The sequence below is a fragment of the Brockia lithotrophica genome, from assembly GCF_003633725.1.
Taxonomy (GTDB): Bacteria; Bacillota; Bacilli; order Thermicanales; family DSM-22653; genus Brockia; species Brockia lithotrophica.
The window spans coordinates 150261-165840 of the sequence record NZ_RBIJ01000002.1 but is presented as its reverse complement, the minus strand read 5'-3'; the positions used below and the strand labels follow the sequence as shown (position 1 = coordinate 165840).

Here is a 15580-nt window from a genome sequence, read left to right as displayed (position 1 = left end):
GTGCGCAAGGGCCTACTCGGGCAGAAGATCGGGATGACGCACATCTTTGCGGAGGACGGCACGCTCATCCCTGTGACCGTAATCCTCGCGGGTCCGAACTACGTCGTACAGAAAAAGACGCCGGAAAAGGACGGCTACGTGGCGGTACAGCTTGGATTCGGCGTGCAAAAGGAGCAGCGCCTCACCCGCCCCCTTCTCGGACATCTCAAGAAGGCGGGAGTTCCCCCGGTGCGGTACCTCCGGGAGATCCGCGACGTCGACCTCGACCGCTACGAGGTCGGACAGACCGTAGACGTGGACATCTTCGCCCCGGGAGAGCTCGTCGACGTCACGGGTACGAGCAAGGGGAAGGGAACGCAGGGCCCGATCAAGCGGCACGGCTTTGCCCGCGGTCGGATGTCCCATGGGTCTGGGTTTCACCGCACACACGGATCCATTGGTGCCGTCGGGCCCTATCGCGTACTCAAGGGTATGCCGCACATGGGGCGGATGGGGAACGAACGCGTCACCGTGCAAAACCTGGAGATCGTCCGTGTGATTCCGGAGGAGCACGTGCTGCTCGTTCGCGGTTCGGTTCCCGGGCCGCGGGGGGGCCTCGTGATCATTCGGAACGCCGCGCGCAAACTCATTCGCGCCTAGGTGACGGGAACGGGAAAGGAGGAGGACCATGCCGACCGTCCCGCTGTACGACCAGGAAGGGAACGTCATCGGAGAACTCGACCTAAGCGACAAACTCTTCGGCATCGAGCCGCACGCCGACGCGCTCCACCGGGCGGTCGTTCTCAAGCTCGCTTCCGAGCGGCAGGGTACGCACGCGACGAAGACCCGGGGAGAGGTGCGTGGGGGCGGACGGAAGCCTTGGCGGCAGAAGGGCACGGGTCGCGCGCGCCACGGGAGCATCCGCTCGCCGCTTTGGGTAGGCGGCGGCGTGACCCACGGCCCCAAGCCGCGGGAGTACGGCTTCACCCTTCCCAAGAAGCTGCGCCGCCTCGCGCTCGCCTCGGCGCTTTCTCTGCGCGTGCGCGAATCGAAGCTTTGGGCCCTCGACCGCCTCTCCCTCGAGCGGCCGCGGACGAAGGAAATGGTGCGGATCTTTCGCAACCTCCAACTCCCTTCCAAAGTACTCGTCGTTCTCGGGGAAGAGGACGCAAACGTCGAACTTTCCGCCCGCAACCTGCCGGGCGTGAAGGTCGTGACGTGGGATCGCACGAACACCTACGACATCTTGAACCACGAGGCGCTCGTGGCAACGGTGGACGCGATCCGGAAGCTGGAGGAGGTCTTCGCGCGATGAAGGATCCGCACGACATCATTCTCCGACCTGTGATCACGGAGAAGACCACCGACCTCATGCGGGAACGGAAGTACGTCTTCGAGGTGGATCCGCGGGCGACGAAGCCGGAGATCCGCAAGGCCGTGGAGGCGATCTTCGGCGTCAAGGTAGAAAAGGTGAACACGATGCACGTGCGCGGAAAGCTGAAGCGCCAAGGCCGCTCCGTGGGGCGGACGAAGTCTTGGAAAAAGGCGATCGTCAAGCTCACGCCCGACTCCAAGACCCCCGACTTTTTCGAAGGCGTGCAGGCGTGAGCCTGTAAGGGAGGGAACGAGATGGGGATCCGGCATTACCGCCCGACTTCGCCGGGGCGCCGGGGGATGACGGTATACACGTTCGAAGAGATTACCAAGACGGAGCCGGAGAAGTCCCTCGTCGAGCCCCTTAAGAGCAAGGCGGGGCGCAACAACATGGGGCGGGTCACCGTGCGCTTCCGCGGCGGTGGCCACAAGCGGATGTACCGGATCATCGACTTTCGCCGGAACAAGGACGGCGTTCCGGGGAAGGTGGCGGCGATCGAGTACGATCCGAACCGTACGGCGCGCATTGCGCTCATTCACTATGCGGATGGGGAAAAGCGCTACATCCTCGCCCCGGAAGGCCTTAAGGTCGGAGACACGGTGATGAGCGGGCCGAACGCCGAGATTCGCGTGGGGAACGCCCTCCCCTTGGAAAACATCCCCGTCGGAACTGTAGTGCACAACATCGAGCTCAAGCCGGGGAAGGGCGGTCAGATCGCCCGCGCCGCCGGTGCTTCCGCTCAGATTCTCGGGCGTGAAGGCGACTACGTGATCTTGCGTCTTACGTCCGGGGAGGTCCGCAAGATTCACAAGTCGTGTCGGGCGACGATTGGACAGGTGGGCAACGTCGAGCACGAGCTCATCGTCCTCGGTAAGGCGGGGCGCAGCCGCTGGCTCGGGCGCCGTCCGCACGTGCGCGGGTCGGCGATGAACCCCGTGGATCACCCCCACGGCGGTGGGGAAGGGAAGGCCCCCATCGGGATGCCTTCGCCAAAGAGTCCATGGGGGAAACCCACGCTCGGAAAGAAGACGCGCAACCCCCGCAAGCCTTCGAGCCGCTTCATCCTCGAGCGGCGTAAGAAGAAGCGCTGAGGACGGGTTCGGGAATCCCGCGAGGAAGGAGGGACGGCCGTGGGGCGCAGCTTGAAAAAGGGTCCCTTTGTTGACGACCACCTGCTGGAAAAGGTTCGCAAGCTCAACGAGACGGGCGAGAAGCGCGTGATCAAGACGTGGTCACGTCGTTCGACGATTTTGCCGGAGTTCGTGGGGCACACGTTTGCCGTATACGACGGAAGGAAGCACGTTCCCGTATACGTGACGGAAGAGATGGTGGGGCACAAGCTAGGAGAATTCGTCCCGACGCGGACGTTCCGCGGTCACGCCGGGGACGACAAGAAGACGCAGCGGCGCTGAAGAGGGGAGGTGCACGCCGTGAAGTCGGAAACCAAGACCAAGGAGGAAAAGGTCGCGCGGGCGATCGCCCGCCACGTCCGCATCGCCCCGCGGAAGCTCCGCCTCGTCGCCGATCTCGTGCGCGGGAAGCAGGCGCTTCACGCCCTGGCGATCCTCCGCTTCACCCCTAAGCGCGGGGCGAAGATCGTGGAGAAGACGATCCGCTCCGCGATGGCCAACGCGGAAAACAACCACGAAATGGACGTAGAAAAGCTCTACGTGAAGGAGATCTACGTAGACGAAGGTCCGAGGCTTAAGCGTTGGCGTGCACGGGCGATGGGGCGTGCCGCGCGGATCATCAAGCGAACGAGCCACCTGACGGTCGTGCTCGCGGAAAGGGAGGGGAAACCGTGGGGCAAAAGGTAAGCCCGGTGGGACTTCGCCTTGGCATCATCCGCGACTGGGAGACGAAGTGGTACGCCAGGGGTAAGAAGGAGTTTCAGGAACTCCTCCACGAGGACCTCAAGATCCGCTCCTTTCTCGAGGAACGCCTGCGGGGTGCGGCTCTCGCTCGGGTGGAGATCGAACGGGCGGCAAACCGCGTAAACGTCACCGTGCACACGGCGAAACCCGGAATGGTGATCGGGCGCGGCGGACAGGAGATCGAGCACCTGCGCGAAGCGCTTCAGGCCCTCACGGGGAAGAAGGTGCACGTAAACGTCGTCGAGGTGAAAAAGCCGGATCTCGAGGCCAAGCTGGTCGCCGAGAGCATCGCCCGGCAGCTGGAACAGCGGGTTTCCTTCCGTCGGGCCATGAAGCAGGCGATCCAGAGGGTGATGCGCGCCGGGGCGAAAGGGGTGCGCGTCCAAGTTTCCGGCCGTCTCGGCGGTGCGGAAATCGCCCGTACGGAAGGGTACCTGGAGGGGAAGGTTCCCCTGCACACGTTGCGGGCGGACATCGACTTCGCCCGTGCCGAGGCGTTTACGACCTACGGCGTGATCGGCGTAAAGGTTTGGATTTACCGCGGGGACGTGTTGCCGAAAAAGGGAAAGGCCAAAGAGGAGTGACCGCCATGCTCATGCCGCGCAGGACGAAGTGGCGCAAGCAGCACCGCGGCCGTACAAAGGGGCGCGCGACGCGCGGGAACCGCGTCGTGTTCGGCGATTTCGGGCTCGTCGCCCTCGAACCCGGGTGGATTACGGACCGGCAAATCGAGGCCGCGCGTATCGCTATCACCCGACACATGCGCCGCGGCGGCAAGGTGATCATCCGCATCTTTCCGGATAAGCCGTACACGAAGAAGCCCCTCGAGGTGCGTATGGGCGGAGGAAAAGGGAGCGTAGAGGGCTGGGTGGCCGTGGTGAAACCCGACCGCGTCCTCTTCGAGGTAGGCGGGGTGGACGAAGAGGTCGCCCTGGAAGCCCTGCGTCTGGCGCGGTATAAGCTCCCTATCCGCACGAAGATCGTACGGCGGGAAGGGTGAGGTGAGGAGCATGAAGCCTCAGGACCTGCGGAAGCTCACGGACGAGGAAATCGCTGCGAAGATTCGCGAACTCAAGGAAGAGCTCTTCCGTCTTCGCTTTCAGCAGGCGATGGGCCAGCTCGACAAGCCTCACCGCCTGAAGGAAGTGAAAAAGGACATCGCACGTGCGAAGACGATCCTTCGCGAGCGCGAGCTCGGTCTTAAGCGGTAAGCGAGGGGGTGGAAGGCGTGAGCGAAGACCTCAGGGAGTCGACGAAGGAACGGGGGCGGCGGCGCGTGCTCGAAGGGGTTGTCGTTTCCGCGAAGATGGAAAAGACGATCGCCGTTCGCGTGGACCGCGTCGTCCACCACCCGATCTACAAGAAGGCGATCGTCCGCTCTAAGAAGTACCTCGTCCACGACGAACACGGCGAGGCGCGTGTCGGTGACCGGGTGCGCATCGTGGAAACCCGTCCGCTTTCGCGTCGCAAGCACTTTCGCCTCCTCGAAATCGTGGAACGGCCAAAGGGCGGAGAACTCCGCGTGGTCGACAAGCACCATGCGGAAGAGGCGCCCGAGCCTGCCGCAGAGTGAGGGGTGACCTAAGGTGATCCGTCCTCAGACCCGGCTTGTCGTAGCCGACAACACGGGAGCCAAGGAAATCATGTGCATCCGCGTTCTCGGCCACGGAAATCCGAAGTACGCGAACATCGGCGACATCATCGTCGCTTCCGTAAAGAGCGCCACGCCCGGAGGCGTTGTCCAAAAGGGCGACGTCGTAAAGGCGGTGGTCGTCCGCACGCGAAAGGGAATTCGTAGGCCTGACGGTTCGTACATCCGCTTCGACGACAACGCCGCGGTGATCATCCGCGACGACAAGAGCCCGCGGGGCACGCGCATTTTCGGTCCCGTCGCGCGGGAGCTCCGCGAGAAAGACTTCACGCGGATCATCTCCCTCGCACCGGAAGTGGTGTAGGAGGTCTCTGCCATGCACGTGAAGAAGGGTGACGAGGTCATCGTCATTTCCGGAAAGGACAAAGGGAAGCGCGGGCGCGTCCTCGCCGTGTACCCCAAGAAGAACCGCGTGCTCGTAGAGGGCGTGAACGTCGTGAAAAAGCACATGCGCCCCTCGCCCAAAAACCCGCGTGGGGGGATCATCGAAATCGAGGCTCCGATCCACGCCTCCAACGTACTTCCCGTAGACCCCAAAACGGGGAAGCCGACCCGCATAGGGTACAAGGTTCTCGAGGACGGCCGCAAGGTCAGGTACGCGAAGCGCTCCGGCGCCATCTTGGATTGAGGGGGTGAGCGGCGTGTCCGAAACAAGCGCCAAGCCCATGCCGCGCCTCAAGGAAAAGTACCTCAAGGAAGTCGTTCCCGCCCTCATGGCGCAATTCGGCTACACAAACCCCATGCAAGTTCCCCGCTTGGAAAAGGTCGTGATCAACGTAGGCGTGGGCGAAGGAGCGCACCAGCCCAAGCTCATCGACTCTACGGTCGAGGAAATCGCTGCGATCACAGGCCAACGTCCGGTCGTCACGCGGGCGCGCAAGAGCGTGGCGAGCTTTCGGATTCGCAAAGGCATGCCCGTCGGGGTGAAGGTGACCCTGCGGGGAAACCGCATGTACTACTTTCTCGACAAGCTCTTCCACCTCGCCCTCCCGCGCGTCCGCGACTTTCGAGGCGTAAGCCCGCGAGGTTTTGACGGGCGCGGGAACTACACGTTGGGTCTCAAGGAGCAGCTCGTCTTTCCCGAAGTGGACTACGACAAAGTGGAAAAGATCCGCGGCATGGAGATTTCGATCATCACCACGGCGAAGACGGACGAAGAGGCCTACGCCCTCCTCAAGGAGCTGGGCATGCCCTTCGCCCGGAGCTGACGTCCCCTAGGCCGGTACGGGAAGGTCCGATCGGTCGGATTCTCCGGTTTGCCGAAGCGGGAAGAAAACTCCATCGTGCGTAAAGGAGGGAGACATGTGGCGCGTAAGGCTTTGGTCGTAAAGGCGCAGCGCGAGCCGAAGTACAAGGTGCGCAAGTACACGCGGTGCAAGCGGTGCGGGCGTGCTCGCGCCGTATACCGGAAGTTCGGCCTTTGCCGGATTTGCCTGCGGGAGCTTGCCCACAAGGGGCAGATCCCGGGGCTTAAGAAGGCGAGCTGGTGAGCGGGTGGTCGGGAAGGGAGGGAGTGCCATGATGACGGACCCCATTGCCGATATGCTCACGCGCATCCGCAACGCCAATCAGGTGCGGAAGGATCGCGTGGAGGTACCTGCTTCTAAGATGAAGCGGGCGATTCTGGAAATCCTCAAGCGCGAGGGGTACATTCGCGATTTCGAAGTCGTGCAAAACGGCCCCAAGGCGACCCTGCGGATTTACCTGAAGTACGGACCCGGGGGAGAACGGGTGATCACGGGCCTTAGGCGGATTTCCAAGCCGGGCTTGCGCGTGTACGTCGGTGCGGACGACATTCCCCGCGTTCTGGGCGGCCTCGGGATTGCCGTTCTCTCCACTTCGCGCGGGATCATGACGGACAAGGAGGCGCGCAAGGCGCGCGTCGGCGGCGAAGTCATCGCGTACATCTGGTGAGGTCGTGGGAAAGGGGGGTAAGAGATGTCTCGCATCGGCCGAAAGCCGATCCCCATCCCTCCGGGCGTGAGCGTGTCGCTCGAGGGGAGGCGGGTGAGCGTGAAGGGCCCTAAGGGCACCCTCGAGCTCGAAGTACACCCCGAGGTAGAAGTAGCCGTGGAAGACGGTTCGCTCGTCGTGCGGCGCAAGGGCGATGAAAAGTTCCAGCGTGCGATGCACGGCACGACGCGGGCGCTCCTCGCGAACCTCGTGGAAGGGGTAACCAAGGGCTTTGAGGTGCGTCTGGACATCGTCGGCGTAGGATACCGCGCGCAAAAGCAGGGGAAAAAGCTCGTGCTCAGCTTGGGCTATTCCCACCCCGTCGAATTCGACCCGCCGGAGGGCATCGAGTTCGACGTTCCGCAACCGACGAAGATCGTCGTGCGCGGCATCGACAAGCAAAAGGTCGGCCTCGTAGCCGCAAACATCCGCGCCGCCCGTCCGCCCGAGCCGTACAAAGGAAAAGGAATTCGCTACGAAGGCGAAGAAGTGCATCTCAAGGCCGGTAAGGCTGGTAAGGCCGGCGGCAAGAAGAAGTGAGGGGTGACCGGCCGTGATCAAACGAGAGTCGCGCAACGAACTGCGCAAAGTCCGCCACCGCCGCATTCGCAAGAAGGTCGTAGGCACTCCGGAACGGCCGCGGCTTTCCGTATACCGCTCTCTCCGCTACATCTACGCCCAGATCATCGACGATACGCGGGGGCATACGCTCGTCGCGGCGTCCTCCCTCGAACCGGAGATCCGTAGCGGCCTTACCTCCACAAAGGACATAGAAGCGGCACGTCGCGTGGGCGAGGTCATCGCCCGCCGCGCGCTCGAGAAGGGGATCACGCGTGTCGTCTTCGATCGCGGCGGCTATCCGTACCACGGACGAATTCAGGCCTTGGCAGAGGCCGCACGCGAAGCCGGTTTGGAATTCTGACGCCCATTTCGAAAGGAGGGTGACCATGGCACGCCGCCCCCGCGAAGAACGCCTCGATCCGGAGGCGCTTAAGCTCGAAGAACGCGTCGTCATGATTCGCCGTACGGCCAAGGTGGTCGAAGGCGGACGGCGCTTTCACTTTTCCGTTCTCGTGGTCGTCGGCGATAGAGAAGGCCACGTAGGGGCTGCGCTTGGCAAGGCGACAGAAGTGCCCGATGCCATCCGCAAAGGCGTGGAAAAGGCCAAGAAGGAGCTCATCACCGTCCCCCTACGCGGCACGACGATCCCGCACGAGATCATCGGAGAATTCGTCTCCTCCAAGGTCTTGCTCAAACCCGCCGCTCCCGGTACGGGAGTAATTGCCGGAGGCCCGGTGCGCGCAGTGCTGGAACTCGCGGGTGTCAAAGACGTCCTCACGAAGTCCCTAGGGTCGAACAACCCGATCAACGTGGTGTACGCAACGCTCGAAGCCCTCAAACAGCTCAAGACCGTAGAGCAGGTGGCACGGCTTCGGGGCAAGCGCCCGGAGGAAATCCTCGGCTGAGGAGGAATCGCCATGCGCCTCAAGATTACCCTCAAGCGGAGCCTCATCGGCCGGACGGAGGAACAACGGGCTACCGTGCGGTCGCTCGGCCTTCGGAAAATCCGGCAGTCCGTGATCCACGAGGATCATCCGTCGATTCGGGGGATGATCGCCAAGGTCGCCCACTTGGTGGACGTGGAGGAACTTCCCGATGAGGCGGGCGGAAAGGAGGAAGCGCGATGAAGCTGCACGAGCTCCGGCCAACCCCGGGGTCGAAAAAGCGGAAGAAGCGCGTCGGTCGCGGAACGGCGAGCGGGCACGGGAAGACGTCCGGTCGCGGGCACAAGGGCCAGAAGGCTCGCTCTGGCGGCGGCGTGCGTCCCGGGTTCGAGGGCGGACAAAACCCCCTCATCCTCCGCCTGCCCAAGCGCGGATTTACGAATGCGCCCTTTAAAAAGGAGTACGCGTACGTGAACGTGGGCGAGCTCAACGTCTTTCCTCCGGGTTCCGTCGTGGGCCCCGAAGAGCTCCTCGCCCGGGGGATCGTGAAGAAGCTGGGCGACGGGCTCAAGGTTTTGGGAGACGGCGAGCTCGAAGTCACCCTCACGGTTCGGGCGCACAAGTTTTCCCGCGGAGCGGTGGAGAAAATCGAGGCGGCCGGCGGTCGCGTCGAGGTGATCTGAGTGTTCCGCACGCTGGCGAACGCCTTCCGCGTTCCGGACCTCCGGCGGCGACTCCTCTACACCCTCTTCGCCTTCGTCGTCTTTCGCATCGGCAGCTACATTCCCGTCCCGGGCATCGACGTCGCCGCGCTGCACCGCGGCCTGGCGTCGAGTGCCCTCTTCGGACTTTTCGACGCCTTTTCCGGTCGGGCGCTGTCGAACTTCTCCCTTTTCGCCATGGGCGTGATGCCCTACATCACCGCGTCGATCATCGTTCAGCTCCTCTCCATGGACGTGATCCCTGCCTTTAGCGAGTGGGCGAAGGAAGGGGAGGTCGGGCGGCGCAAACTGGCCCAGGTTACCCGCTACCTCACAGCCGCTCTCGCCTTTCTTCAAGCCATCGGGTTTACGATGACGCTCCAGAGCCAGTACCACCTTCTTCGGGAACCGGGTCTCGGGAGCTACCTCCTCACCGCCCTCACCCTGACGACGGGCACGATGTTCCTCATGTGGCTCGGGGAGCAGATCACGGAAAAGGGGATCGGAAACGGGATTTCCCTCCTGATCTTTGCGGGGATTGCCGCCTCCATTCCCTCGACGCTCGAACAGATCTACGTATCCAAGTTCTTCACGGAAGAAGGAAGGGTAAGCCCCTTTCTCGTCGTGTTGGGCACGCTCTTTCTCCTCCTCCTCGTTGTCGTCCTCTTCGCAGGTGTGATCTTTGTACAGGAGGGGATTCGGCGGATCCCCGTTCAGTACGCGAAGCGCGTCGTGGGGAGGCGGGTGTACGGAGGGCAGATGACGCACATCCCCCTCCGCGTAAACTCGGCGGGGGTCATTCCCGTAATCTTTGCCGTTTCGATTCTCATGTTTCCCTCGATCGTAGCCTCCTTTTTCCCCGCCAGCGGTTTTGCCCAAGCTGTCGCGCGGATGTTCGCCTTTGACGCGCCGCTGGGCCTTTTCCTCTACGTGACGCTCATCGTCGCCTTCACCTACTTCTACACGTATGTACAACTCAACCCCCAGCAACTTGCGGAAAACCTGCAAAAGCAGGGGGGGTTTATCCCCGGCGTGCGCCCGGGAAAGGCCACGGAGGTCTACCTCACACGGGTGATCAACCGGATCACGCTTTTCGGCGGGCTCTTTCTCGCCCTTGTCGCCGTCCTGCCCGTGTTTTTCACGGACGTCTTTGGTCTCCCGCGTTCCGTCCGGATTGGAGGGACATCCCTCCTCATCCTCATCGGGGTGGCTTTGGAGACGATGAAGAACATCGAGAGCCAGCTCGTGCGGAGGCACTACGAGGGATTCTTGCGTTAGGGTAGGCATGCGGCGAGCGCTCTCGCGACGAAGGAGGCTAGGAGATGCGCGCCCTCCTAATGGGCTTGCCCGGGGCAGGCAAGGGGACGCAGGCAGAACGTATCGTGAAGCGGTACGGCGTCCCGCACATCGCCACCGGGGACATGTTCCGTCGGGCGGTAGAGCTCGGCACCCCGCTCGGCCTTGAGGCAAAGCGCTATATGGATCAGGGGCTCCTCGTGCCCGACGAGGTGACGATCGGGATCGTGCGCGAACGGCTTCTCGAACCGGATGCCGCCCGGGGGTTTCTCCTCGACGGGTTTCCCCGTACGATTCCCCAGGCGGAAGCTTTGGAAGCCCTCCTCGCCGAACTCGGTCGTCCACTGGAGGCGGTCCTCTACATTGCCGTGCCGCGAGACGACCTCGTGGAGCGGCTTACCGGAAGGCGGATCTGTCCGAAGTGCGGTGCGATCTACCACGTAAAGTTCCGCCCGCCGCGCGTTGAGGGAATCTGCGACATTTGCGGTACCCCCCTCAAGCAACGCGACGACGACCGAGAGGAAGTCGTCGTAAAACGCCTCGAAGTGAATGCCGCCCAACTCGAGCCTTTGCTTGCGTTCTACCGCGAGAAGGGGCTCTTGTACGAGGTGGACGGGACCCCGCCGGTTGACGAGGTTACGCAGGCGATCTTTGAGATCCTCGATCGGGTGAAGGGAACGCGATGATCCACCTGTACACGGCGGAGGAGATCCGCAAAATTCGCGAGGCGGGACGCATCGTGGCCCACGTGCACAAGGTCCTTTCGGAACTCATCGCACCGGGGATCACGACGCGGGAGCTCGACCAGGTGGCCGAGCGCGAAATCCGAAGCCTCGGAGCTCTCCCTTCCTTTCTCGGATACAACGGCTATCCCGCGAGCATTTGCACCTCGATCAACGAAGAAGTCGTCCACGGGATTCCCTCGGAACGCGTCTTGCGCGAAGGCGACATCTTGAGCATCGATGTAGGGGCGTATTACGACGGCTTCCACGGCGACGGCGCGTGGACGTACGCCGTGGGCCGGGTATCCCCCGAAGATCAGAAGCTCCTCGACGTCGCCCGCGAAGCTCTGTTTCGGGGGATCGAAGCGGCCCGACCGGGAAATCACCTCTCCGACATCTCGCACGCCATTCAGACGTACGTAGAAGCCCACGGGTTTTCCGTGGTTCGGGCGTATGTGGGACACGGGGTAGGTCGCAACCTGCACGAAGAGCCCCCGGTGCCCAATTTCGGGCCGCCGGGTCGAGGGCCGAAGCTTCGGCCGGGAATGGTGCTCGCCATCGAGCCGATGGTGAACGCGGGGACTTTCGAGGTGCGTACGCTGGACGACGGATGGACCGTGGTGACGGCGGACGGGCGACGTTCCGCCCACTTCGAGCACACCGTGGCCATTACGGAGGAAGGGCCGATCATCCTCACCCGGCTGGACTGAGGTCTTTCTCCGGATGAAATCCATCCCTCGTCCGAACGGGAATGCCATCGGGGAAGGAGGGAGAGAAGGTGGGCAAGGATGTCATCGAAATGGAAGGGACCGTCGTCGAAGCTTTGCCCAACGCGATGTTTCGCGTACAATTGATCAACGGGCACACGGTCCTCGCCCACGCCTCCGGGAAGATCCGCATGCACTACATCCGGATTCTTCCTGGGGACCGCGTGACGGTCGAACTTTCCCCGTACGACCTCACGCGCGGTCGGATCACTTACCGCCACAAGTGAAAGAGGGGGTTTCTCCGCACGCCGGATGCGCTCCGCCCCCGCATGGGTTTGCGGCGGCATCGTGCCCGGGGGCGAACGCCGTCCCCGCGCGTGCGGGTTTGCAGCGCTTTCGCGCGGTTTCGAGCTCCTTTTCTCTGAAGAGGCGAAGGGAAATCCGCACGAGCGGGTACATCCGTACGCGAGTGCGAAGAGGAGGCGATTTCCGTGAAAGTCCGACCCTCGGTAAAGCCGATGTGTGAGAAGTGTAAGGTCATCCGCCGCCACGGGAAGGTCATGGTGATCTGTTCTAACCCCAAACACAAGCAGCGGCAAGGTTGAGGAGGGAATTCCATGGCGCGAATTGCCGGGGTCGACATCCCCCGCGACAAGCGGGTTGTCATCTCGCTTACGTACATCTACGGGATCGGGCGTTCGCTCAGCGAGAAAATCCTGAAGGAGACGGGCGTAGATCCGAACAAGCGCGTGCGCGATCTCACGGAAGACGAAATCGGAAGGATCCGCACGTACATCGAGCGGAACCTCAAGGTCGAAGGGGACCTGCGCCGTGAAGTGGCGATGAACATTCGCCGCCTGATCGAAATCGGAAGCTACCGGGGCAGCCGCCACCGCCGCAACCTCCCCGTTCGCGGCCAACGTACGCGCACGAACGCACGTACGCGAAAGGGACCGCGGCGGACGGTCGCCGGGAAGAAGAAGGCTACGAAGAAGTAAGACAAGGGGGGATATCGTTTGGCGACGAAGAAGCGCACGACGACGCGCGTGAAGCGCCGCGAGCGGAAAAACGTTCTCAAGGGAATCGCCCACATCAACTCCACGTTCAACAACACGATCGTCACGATCACGGATCCGCAGGGCAACACGATCGCTTGGGCGAGCGGGGGTACGGCAGGGTTTAAGGGAACGCGAAAGGGAACGCCCTTTGCCGCACAGCTGGCCGCAGAACAGGCGGCGCGCGCGGCGATCGAGCACGGGATGCGCGAGGTGGAGGTTCGCGTCAAGGGGCCCGGATCTGGACGCGAGGCGGCAATCCGTACGCTCCAGGCAGCCGGCCTCGAGGTTACCGTAATTCGCGACGTCACCCCGATCCCCCACAACGGTTGTCGTCCCCCCAAGCGGCGTCGGGTGTAACCGGAGGATTTGTAAAAATGTTTACGAAAGCGCGGATTGGGTGAAGCTGAGTCTATGCCCGACGCAGCACGCCCGAGAGGGGGAAGACGCACGCTATGATCGAAATGGAAAAACCCCGTGTTGAAGTGGCGGAGATCTCACCCGACGGAAGCTACGGGAAATTCGTCGTAGAGCCGCTCGAACGCGGCTTCGGCACGACGTTGGGGAACTCTCTCCGCCGCGTTCTCCTCTCGTCGATCCCCGGTGCCGCCATCACCTCTGTGTACATTGACGGCGTTCTGCACGAATTCTCCACGATCGAGGGCGTCCTCGAGGACGTTACGGAGATCGTCCTCAACCTCAAGCGCGTGGCCCTCCGGATCCACTCTGACGAGGAAAAAATCCTGGAGATCGAGGCGGAAGGCGAGGGAACGGTTACCGCAGGGGACATTCGTGCAGACAGCGACGTAGAGATCTTGAACCCCGAACACCACATCGCCACCCTCACGGAGGGGGCGCGACTGTACATGCGGATGACGGCCCGACGTGGCCGTGGGTACGTAGGGGCGGAGAACAACAAGCGCGAAGACGCCCCGATCGGGGTCATCCCCATCGACGCCATCTACTCCCCTGTCGTCCGCGTGAACTACACGGTCGAGGATACGCGTGTGGGACAGATCACGAACTACGACCGCCTCATCCTCGAGGTGTGGACGGATCGAACCGTACGCCCGGACGAAGCGGTGGGCTACGCGGCGCGAATTCTCACGGACCACCTTTCGCTCTTTACCTCCCTCTCCGGAGGAGGGGATCCGGGGTCTGTACTCGTGGAACGTTCTGCCGACCCCAAGGATCGCCTTTACGAAATGCCCATCGAGGATTTGGACCTTTCCGTGCGTTCCTACAACAGCTTGAAGCGTGCGGGAATCAACACCGTTCAGGAACTCGTTTCGCGCACGGAAGAGGACATGATGAAGATCCGCAACTTGGGCAAGAAGTCCCTCGAAGAAATTCGCGCCAAACTTGCCGAGCTCGGCCTCGACTTTCGCAAGGAAGATTGAGGTCGCGCCTTTCCTGTGAGGAGGGAGTCTCTCATGTCCTACCGGAAACTCCGGCGCCCGACGTCGGCGCGCCTGGCAATGCTCCGCAGCCTCGTAACCGACCTCATCCTCTACGAGCGGATCGTGACGACCGAAACTCGGGCCAAGGAAGTGCGGAAGTTGGCCGACAAACTCGTAACGTGGGCGAAGGACGGCTCCCTGCACGCCCGGAGGCAGGCTGCCCGGATCGTCCGCAAAGAACGGGAAAATCCCGACGACCCCCGTTCGCGGGACGCGCTGCGGAAGCTCTTTGACGAAATCGCTCCTCGGTACCGGGACCGCGCCGGGGGATACACGCGCGTGCTCAAACTCGGACCGCGCCGCGGCGACGCCGCTCCCATGGCCGTGATCGAATGGGTGGAAGAATAGGGCCTTTCGCGGTCTACGGGAGGGGGCCGCGGCTGTCCCGAGAAGGGAAGGGCGGGCGTCTTTGCGAGGGCAAGAGCCGCGCCGTTGCACGCGGCGTTTTCGCTTTTTCGCACGGGGGCGAAGCCTTTGCCCCTCCGGGTCGCCGGCTTCCCTCCTTGCGAACGGGTCAAGGGGAAACTCCTCGGAGGTGACCGTCCTTGCGTGTGGCCCTCCGAGTTGCGTACGAAGGAACCGGGTTCTTCGGCTTCGAGCGTCAAAAGCAGGGACGCACGGTTCAAGACGAACTCGAAGCCGCGCTTCTCGAGACGTACGGTCGCCCGATTCGCGTGGTTCCCGCAGGTCGGACCGACGCTGGGGTTCACGCCGTAGGTCAGGTCGTGCACTGCGACGTGGACGCCAACGTCCCCGTCGAAAAGATTCCGTACGCCTTGAATACCCGCCTCCCGCCGGACGTTCGGGTGTGGGAGGCTCACGTCGTTCCCTCCGAGTTTCACGCCCGAAAGGACGCCATACGCAAACGTTACGTGTACCGCTTCGATACCCGACCGATACGCCTTCCCTTTCTCCGCACCTTTTCCGCCCATGTTCCCGGAAGGTTGGACGTCGAGCGGATGGCCGAAGCGGCACGTTACCTCGTGGGTACGCACGACTTTCGCGCCTTTCGCAACCTAGGATCTTCTGCCCGAACGACGGTTCGGACGGTGTTCCGCGCCGAAGTTTTCGCCCGCGGTTTCGACGTCTTTTTCCTCGTGGAAGGCGACGGCTTTCTCTACCACATGGTGCGCATCCTTGCGGGGACCCTTTTGGAAGTCGGGCGCAACCGCCGTACTCCGGAAGACGTCGCCCGTCTTCTCACTTCCGGACGTCGCGAGGAGGCGGGACCTACGGCTCCGCCCGAGGGCTTGTGGCTTTTCCACGTGTACTATCCGCCGCATCTCTTGCCGGACCCGCCCGCCGTTCAGCTGTTTGACTTCCCCGAAGACATCCGCTAAGATGGTTCGGGTAAAGGAGGAC

29 protein-coding genes and 1 pseudogene are annotated in these 15580 nt (G+C 62.8%); all 30 read left to right on the top strand.

The annotated features are described in order from the left end of the window. The 30 genes and pseudogenes from rplC (at nucleotide 1) to truA (ending at nucleotide 15558) form a co-directional block, all read left to right on the top strand. Nucleotides 1–639, top strand: a complete 639-nt coding sequence (gene rplC, locus C7438_RS04865; protein WP_121444231.1) for a 50S ribosomal protein L3 — start codon at nucleotides 1–3, stop codon at nucleotides 637–639. Nucleotides 640–667: 28 nt separating this feature from the next. Further along, nucleotides 668–1294, top strand: coding sequence for a 50S ribosomal protein L4 (rplD, locus tag C7438_RS04860; RefSeq protein WP_121444230.1), 627 nt, complete (start codon nucleotides 668–670; stop codon nucleotides 1292–1294). Further along, a complete protein-coding gene (rplW, locus tag C7438_RS04855) occupies nucleotides 1291–1587 on the top strand; it encodes a 50S ribosomal protein L23 (RefSeq protein WP_121444229.1) in 297 nt (98 codons plus the stop codon). The genes rplD and rplW overlap by 4 nt, the downstream gene beginning before the upstream one ends. Before the next feature lie 21 nt (nucleotides 1588–1608). Further along, complete coding sequence (gene rplB / locus C7438_RS04850; RefSeq protein WP_121444228.1) at nucleotides 1609–2445, top strand: 50S ribosomal protein L2; 837 nt, start codon at nucleotides 1609–1611, stop codon at nucleotides 2443–2445. A gap of 39 nt (nucleotides 2446–2484) precedes the next feature. Further along, a complete protein-coding gene (gene rpsS, locus C7438_RS04845; RefSeq protein ID WP_121444227.1) occupies nucleotides 2485–2766 on the top strand; it encodes a 30S ribosomal protein S19 in 282 nt (93 codons plus the stop codon). Between the two features lie 18 nt (nucleotides 2767–2784). Further along, nucleotides 2785–3171, top strand: coding sequence for a 50S ribosomal protein L22 (rplV, locus tag C7438_RS04840; RefSeq protein WP_211322073.1), 387 nt, complete (start codon nucleotides 2785–2787; stop codon nucleotides 3169–3171). Continuing rightward, nucleotides 3156–3812, top strand: a complete 657-nt coding sequence (rpsC, locus tag C7438_RS04835) for a 30S ribosomal protein S3 (RefSeq protein ID WP_121444225.1) — start codon at nucleotides 3156–3158, stop codon at nucleotides 3810–3812. Before rplV ends, rpsC begins: the two co-directional genes overlap by 16 nt. Nucleotides 3813–3817: 5 nt before the next feature. Beyond that, nucleotides 3818–4228, top strand: coding sequence for a 50S ribosomal protein L16 (rplP, locus tag C7438_RS04830; RefSeq protein ID WP_121444326.1), 411 nt, complete (start codon nucleotides 3818–3820; stop codon nucleotides 4226–4228). 10 nt (nucleotides 4229–4238) lie between these two features. After that, a complete protein-coding gene (gene rpmC / locus C7438_RS04825) occupies nucleotides 4239–4439 on the top strand; it encodes a 50S ribosomal protein L29 (protein ID WP_121444325.1) in 201 nt (66 codons plus the stop codon). A 17-nt stretch (nucleotides 4440–4456) separates the two neighbouring features. Next, nucleotides 4457–4729 (top strand): annotated as a pseudogene (gene rpsQ, locus C7438_RS04820) (30S ribosomal protein S17); the annotation flags it as partial. An 85-nt stretch (nucleotides 4730–4814) separates the two neighbouring features. Beyond that, entirely contained in the window at nucleotides 4815–5183 is a 369-nt protein-coding gene (gene rplN, locus C7438_RS04815; protein WP_121444224.1) for a 50S ribosomal protein L14, read from the top strand. Nucleotides 5184–5195: 12 nt separating this feature from the next. Further along, nucleotides 5196–5507 (top strand): 50S ribosomal protein L24, encoded by a 312-nt coding sequence (gene rplX, locus C7438_RS04810; protein WP_121444223.1) that lies wholly within the window; start codon nucleotides 5196–5198, stop codon nucleotides 5505–5507. 37 nt (nucleotides 5508–5544) lie between these two features. After that, entirely contained in the window at nucleotides 5545–6087 is a 543-nt protein-coding gene (gene rplE, locus C7438_RS04805) for a 50S ribosomal protein L5 (RefSeq protein WP_121444323.1), read from the top strand. Nucleotides 6088–6183: 96 nt separating this feature from the next. Continuing rightward, entirely contained in the window at nucleotides 6184–6369 is a 186-nt protein-coding gene (locus C7438_RS04800) for a type Z 30S ribosomal protein S14 (RefSeq protein ID WP_121444222.1), read from the top strand. A 28-nt stretch (nucleotides 6370–6397) separates the two neighbouring features. Beyond that, nucleotides 6398–6793: a 30S ribosomal protein S8 gene (gene rpsH / locus C7438_RS04795; protein WP_121444221.1), complete on the top strand. Its 396-nt coding sequence runs from the start codon at nucleotides 6398–6400 to the stop codon at nucleotides 6791–6793. Nucleotides 6794–6817: 24 nt separating this feature from the next. Further along, a complete protein-coding gene (gene rplF, locus C7438_RS04790; protein WP_121444220.1) occupies nucleotides 6818–7372 on the top strand; it encodes a 50S ribosomal protein L6 in 555 nt (184 codons plus the stop codon). A 13-nt stretch (nucleotides 7373–7385) separates the two neighbouring features. Continuing rightward, nucleotides 7386–7754 (top strand): 50S ribosomal protein L18, encoded by a 369-nt coding sequence (gene rplR / locus C7438_RS04785; protein ID WP_121444219.1) that lies wholly within the window; start codon nucleotides 7386–7388, stop codon nucleotides 7752–7754. A 25-nt stretch (nucleotides 7755–7779) separates the two neighbouring features. Next, on the top strand, nucleotides 7780–8298 hold the full coding sequence (gene rpsE, locus C7438_RS04780) for a 30S ribosomal protein S5 (protein WP_121444218.1): 519 nt from the start codon (nucleotides 7780–7782) through the stop codon (nucleotides 8296–8298). 6 nt (nucleotides 8299–8304) lie between these two features. Continuing rightward, complete coding sequence (gene rpmD, locus C7438_RS04775; protein ID WP_121444217.1) at nucleotides 8305–8520, top strand: 50S ribosomal protein L30; 216 nt, start codon at nucleotides 8305–8307, stop codon at nucleotides 8518–8520. Then, nucleotides 8517–8960 (top strand): 50S ribosomal protein L15, encoded by a 444-nt coding sequence (gene rplO / locus C7438_RS04770; protein ID WP_121444216.1) that lies wholly within the window; start codon nucleotides 8517–8519, stop codon nucleotides 8958–8960. Before rpmD ends, rplO begins: the two co-directional genes overlap by 4 nt. Further along, on the top strand, nucleotides 8961–10256 hold the full coding sequence (gene secY, locus C7438_RS04765) for a preprotein translocase subunit SecY (RefSeq protein ID WP_121444215.1): 1296 nt from the start codon (nucleotides 8961–8963) through the stop codon (nucleotides 10254–10256). It begins immediately after the preceding gene. A 44-nt stretch (nucleotides 10257–10300) separates the two neighbouring features. Continuing rightward, nucleotides 10301–10960: an adenylate kinase gene (locus C7438_RS04760; RefSeq protein ID WP_121444214.1), complete on the top strand. Its 660-nt coding sequence runs from the start codon at nucleotides 10301–10303 to the stop codon at nucleotides 10958–10960. Then, nucleotides 10957–11706: a type I methionyl aminopeptidase gene (gene map / locus C7438_RS04755; RefSeq protein WP_121444213.1), complete on the top strand. Its 750-nt coding sequence runs from the start codon at nucleotides 10957–10959 to the stop codon at nucleotides 11704–11706. Before C7438_RS04760 ends, map begins: the two co-directional genes overlap by 4 nt. An 89-nt stretch (nucleotides 11707–11795) precedes the next feature. Beyond that, nucleotides 11796–11990 carry a translation initiation factor IF-1 gene (gene infA, locus C7438_RS04750; protein ID WP_245956509.1) on the top strand — a complete coding sequence of 65 codons (195 nt, stop codon included), beginning with the start codon at nucleotides 11796–11798 and terminating at the stop codon, nucleotides 11988–11990. 204 nt (nucleotides 11991–12194) lie between these two features. Then, a complete protein-coding gene (rpmJ, locus tag C7438_RS04740; RefSeq protein ID WP_121444210.1) occupies nucleotides 12195–12308 on the top strand; it encodes a 50S ribosomal protein L36 in 114 nt (37 codons plus the stop codon). A gap of 12 nt (nucleotides 12309–12320) precedes the next feature. Continuing rightward, nucleotides 12321–12701, top strand: a complete 381-nt coding sequence (rpsM, locus tag C7438_RS04735; protein WP_121444209.1) for a 30S ribosomal protein S13 — start codon at nucleotides 12321–12323, stop codon at nucleotides 12699–12701. Nucleotides 12702–12719: 18 nt separating this feature from the next. Further along, the gene (gene rpsK / locus C7438_RS04730) at nucleotides 12720–13118 is read left to right on the top strand and encodes a 30S ribosomal protein S11 (protein WP_121444208.1); all 399 of its coding nucleotides are present in this window, start codon (nucleotides 12720–12722) and stop codon (nucleotides 13116–13118) included. A 95-nt stretch (nucleotides 13119–13213) separates the two neighbouring features. After that, nucleotides 13214–14158, top strand: a complete 945-nt coding sequence (locus tag C7438_RS04725) for a DNA-directed RNA polymerase subunit alpha (RefSeq protein ID WP_121444207.1) — start codon at nucleotides 13214–13216, stop codon at nucleotides 14156–14158. A gap of 33 nt (nucleotides 14159–14191) precedes the next feature. Continuing rightward, nucleotides 14192–14566: a 50S ribosomal protein L17 gene (gene rplQ / locus C7438_RS04720; RefSeq protein ID WP_121444206.1), complete on the top strand. Its 375-nt coding sequence runs from the start codon at nucleotides 14192–14194 to the stop codon at nucleotides 14564–14566. A gap of 203 nt (nucleotides 14567–14769) precedes the next feature. Continuing rightward, nucleotides 14770–15558, top strand: coding sequence for a tRNA pseudouridine(38-40) synthase TruA (truA, locus tag C7438_RS04715; protein WP_245956508.1), 789 nt, complete (start codon nucleotides 14770–14772; stop codon nucleotides 15556–15558). Nucleotides 15559–15580: the final 22 nt, after the last annotated feature.

Bases quoted from the DNA above. Each gene is read 5' to 3' on its own strand.
- rplD (WP_121444230.1), top strand. From the start codon at position 668: ATGCCGACCGTCCCGCTGTACGACCAGGAAGGGAACGTCATCGGAGAA.
- rplW (WP_121444229.1), top strand. From the start codon at position 1,291: ATGAAGGATCCGCACGACATCATTCTCCGACCTGTGATCACGGAGAAG.
- rplB (WP_121444228.1), top strand. From the start codon at position 1,609: ATGGGGATCCGGCATTACCGCCCGACTTCGCCGGGGCGCCGGGGGATG.
- rplP (WP_121444326.1), top strand. From the start codon at position 3,818: ATGCTCATGCCGCGCAGGACGAAGTGGCGCAAGCAGCACCGCGGCCGT.
- rpmC (WP_121444325.1), top strand. From the start codon at position 4,239: ATGAAGCCTCAGGACCTGCGGAAGCTCACGGACGAGGAAATCGCTGCG.
- rplX (WP_121444223.1), top strand. From the start codon at position 5,196: ATGCACGTGAAGAAGGGTGACGAGGTCATCGTCATTTCCGGAAAGGAC.
- rplE (WP_121444323.1), top strand. From the start codon at position 5,545: ATGCCGCGCCTCAAGGAAAAGTACCTCAAGGAAGTCGTTCCCGCCCTC.
- rpsH (WP_121444221.1), top strand. From the start codon at position 6,398: ATGATGACGGACCCCATTGCCGATATGCTCACGCGCATCCGCAACGCC.
- rplF (WP_121444220.1), top strand. From the start codon at position 6,818: ATGTCTCGCATCGGCCGAAAGCCGATCCCCATCCCTCCGGGCGTGAGC.
- rpsE (WP_121444218.1), top strand. From the start codon at position 7,780: ATGGCACGCCGCCCCCGCGAAGAACGCCTCGATCCGGAGGCGCTTAAG.
- rplO (WP_121444216.1), top strand. From the start codon at position 8,517: ATGAAGCTGCACGAGCTCCGGCCAACCCCGGGGTCGAAAAAGCGGAAG.
- C7438_RS04760 (WP_121444214.1), top strand. From the start codon at position 10,301: ATGCGCGCCCTCCTAATGGGCTTGCCCGGGGCAGGCAAGGGGACGCAG.
- map (WP_121444213.1), top strand. From the start codon at position 10,957: ATGATCCACCTGTACACGGCGGAGGAGATCCGCAAAATTCGCGAGGCG.
- infA (WP_245956509.1), top strand. From the start codon at position 11,796: ATGGAAGGGACCGTCGTCGAAGCTTTGCCCAACGCGATGTTTCGCGTA.
- rpsM (WP_121444209.1), top strand. From the start codon at position 12,321: ATGGCGCGAATTGCCGGGGTCGACATCCCCCGCGACAAGCGGGTTGTC.
- C7438_RS04725 (WP_121444207.1), top strand. From the start codon at position 13,214: ATGATCGAAATGGAAAAACCCCGTGTTGAAGTGGCGGAGATCTCACCC.
- rplQ (WP_121444206.1), top strand. From the start codon at position 14,192: ATGTCCTACCGGAAACTCCGGCGCCCGACGTCGGCGCGCCTGGCAATG.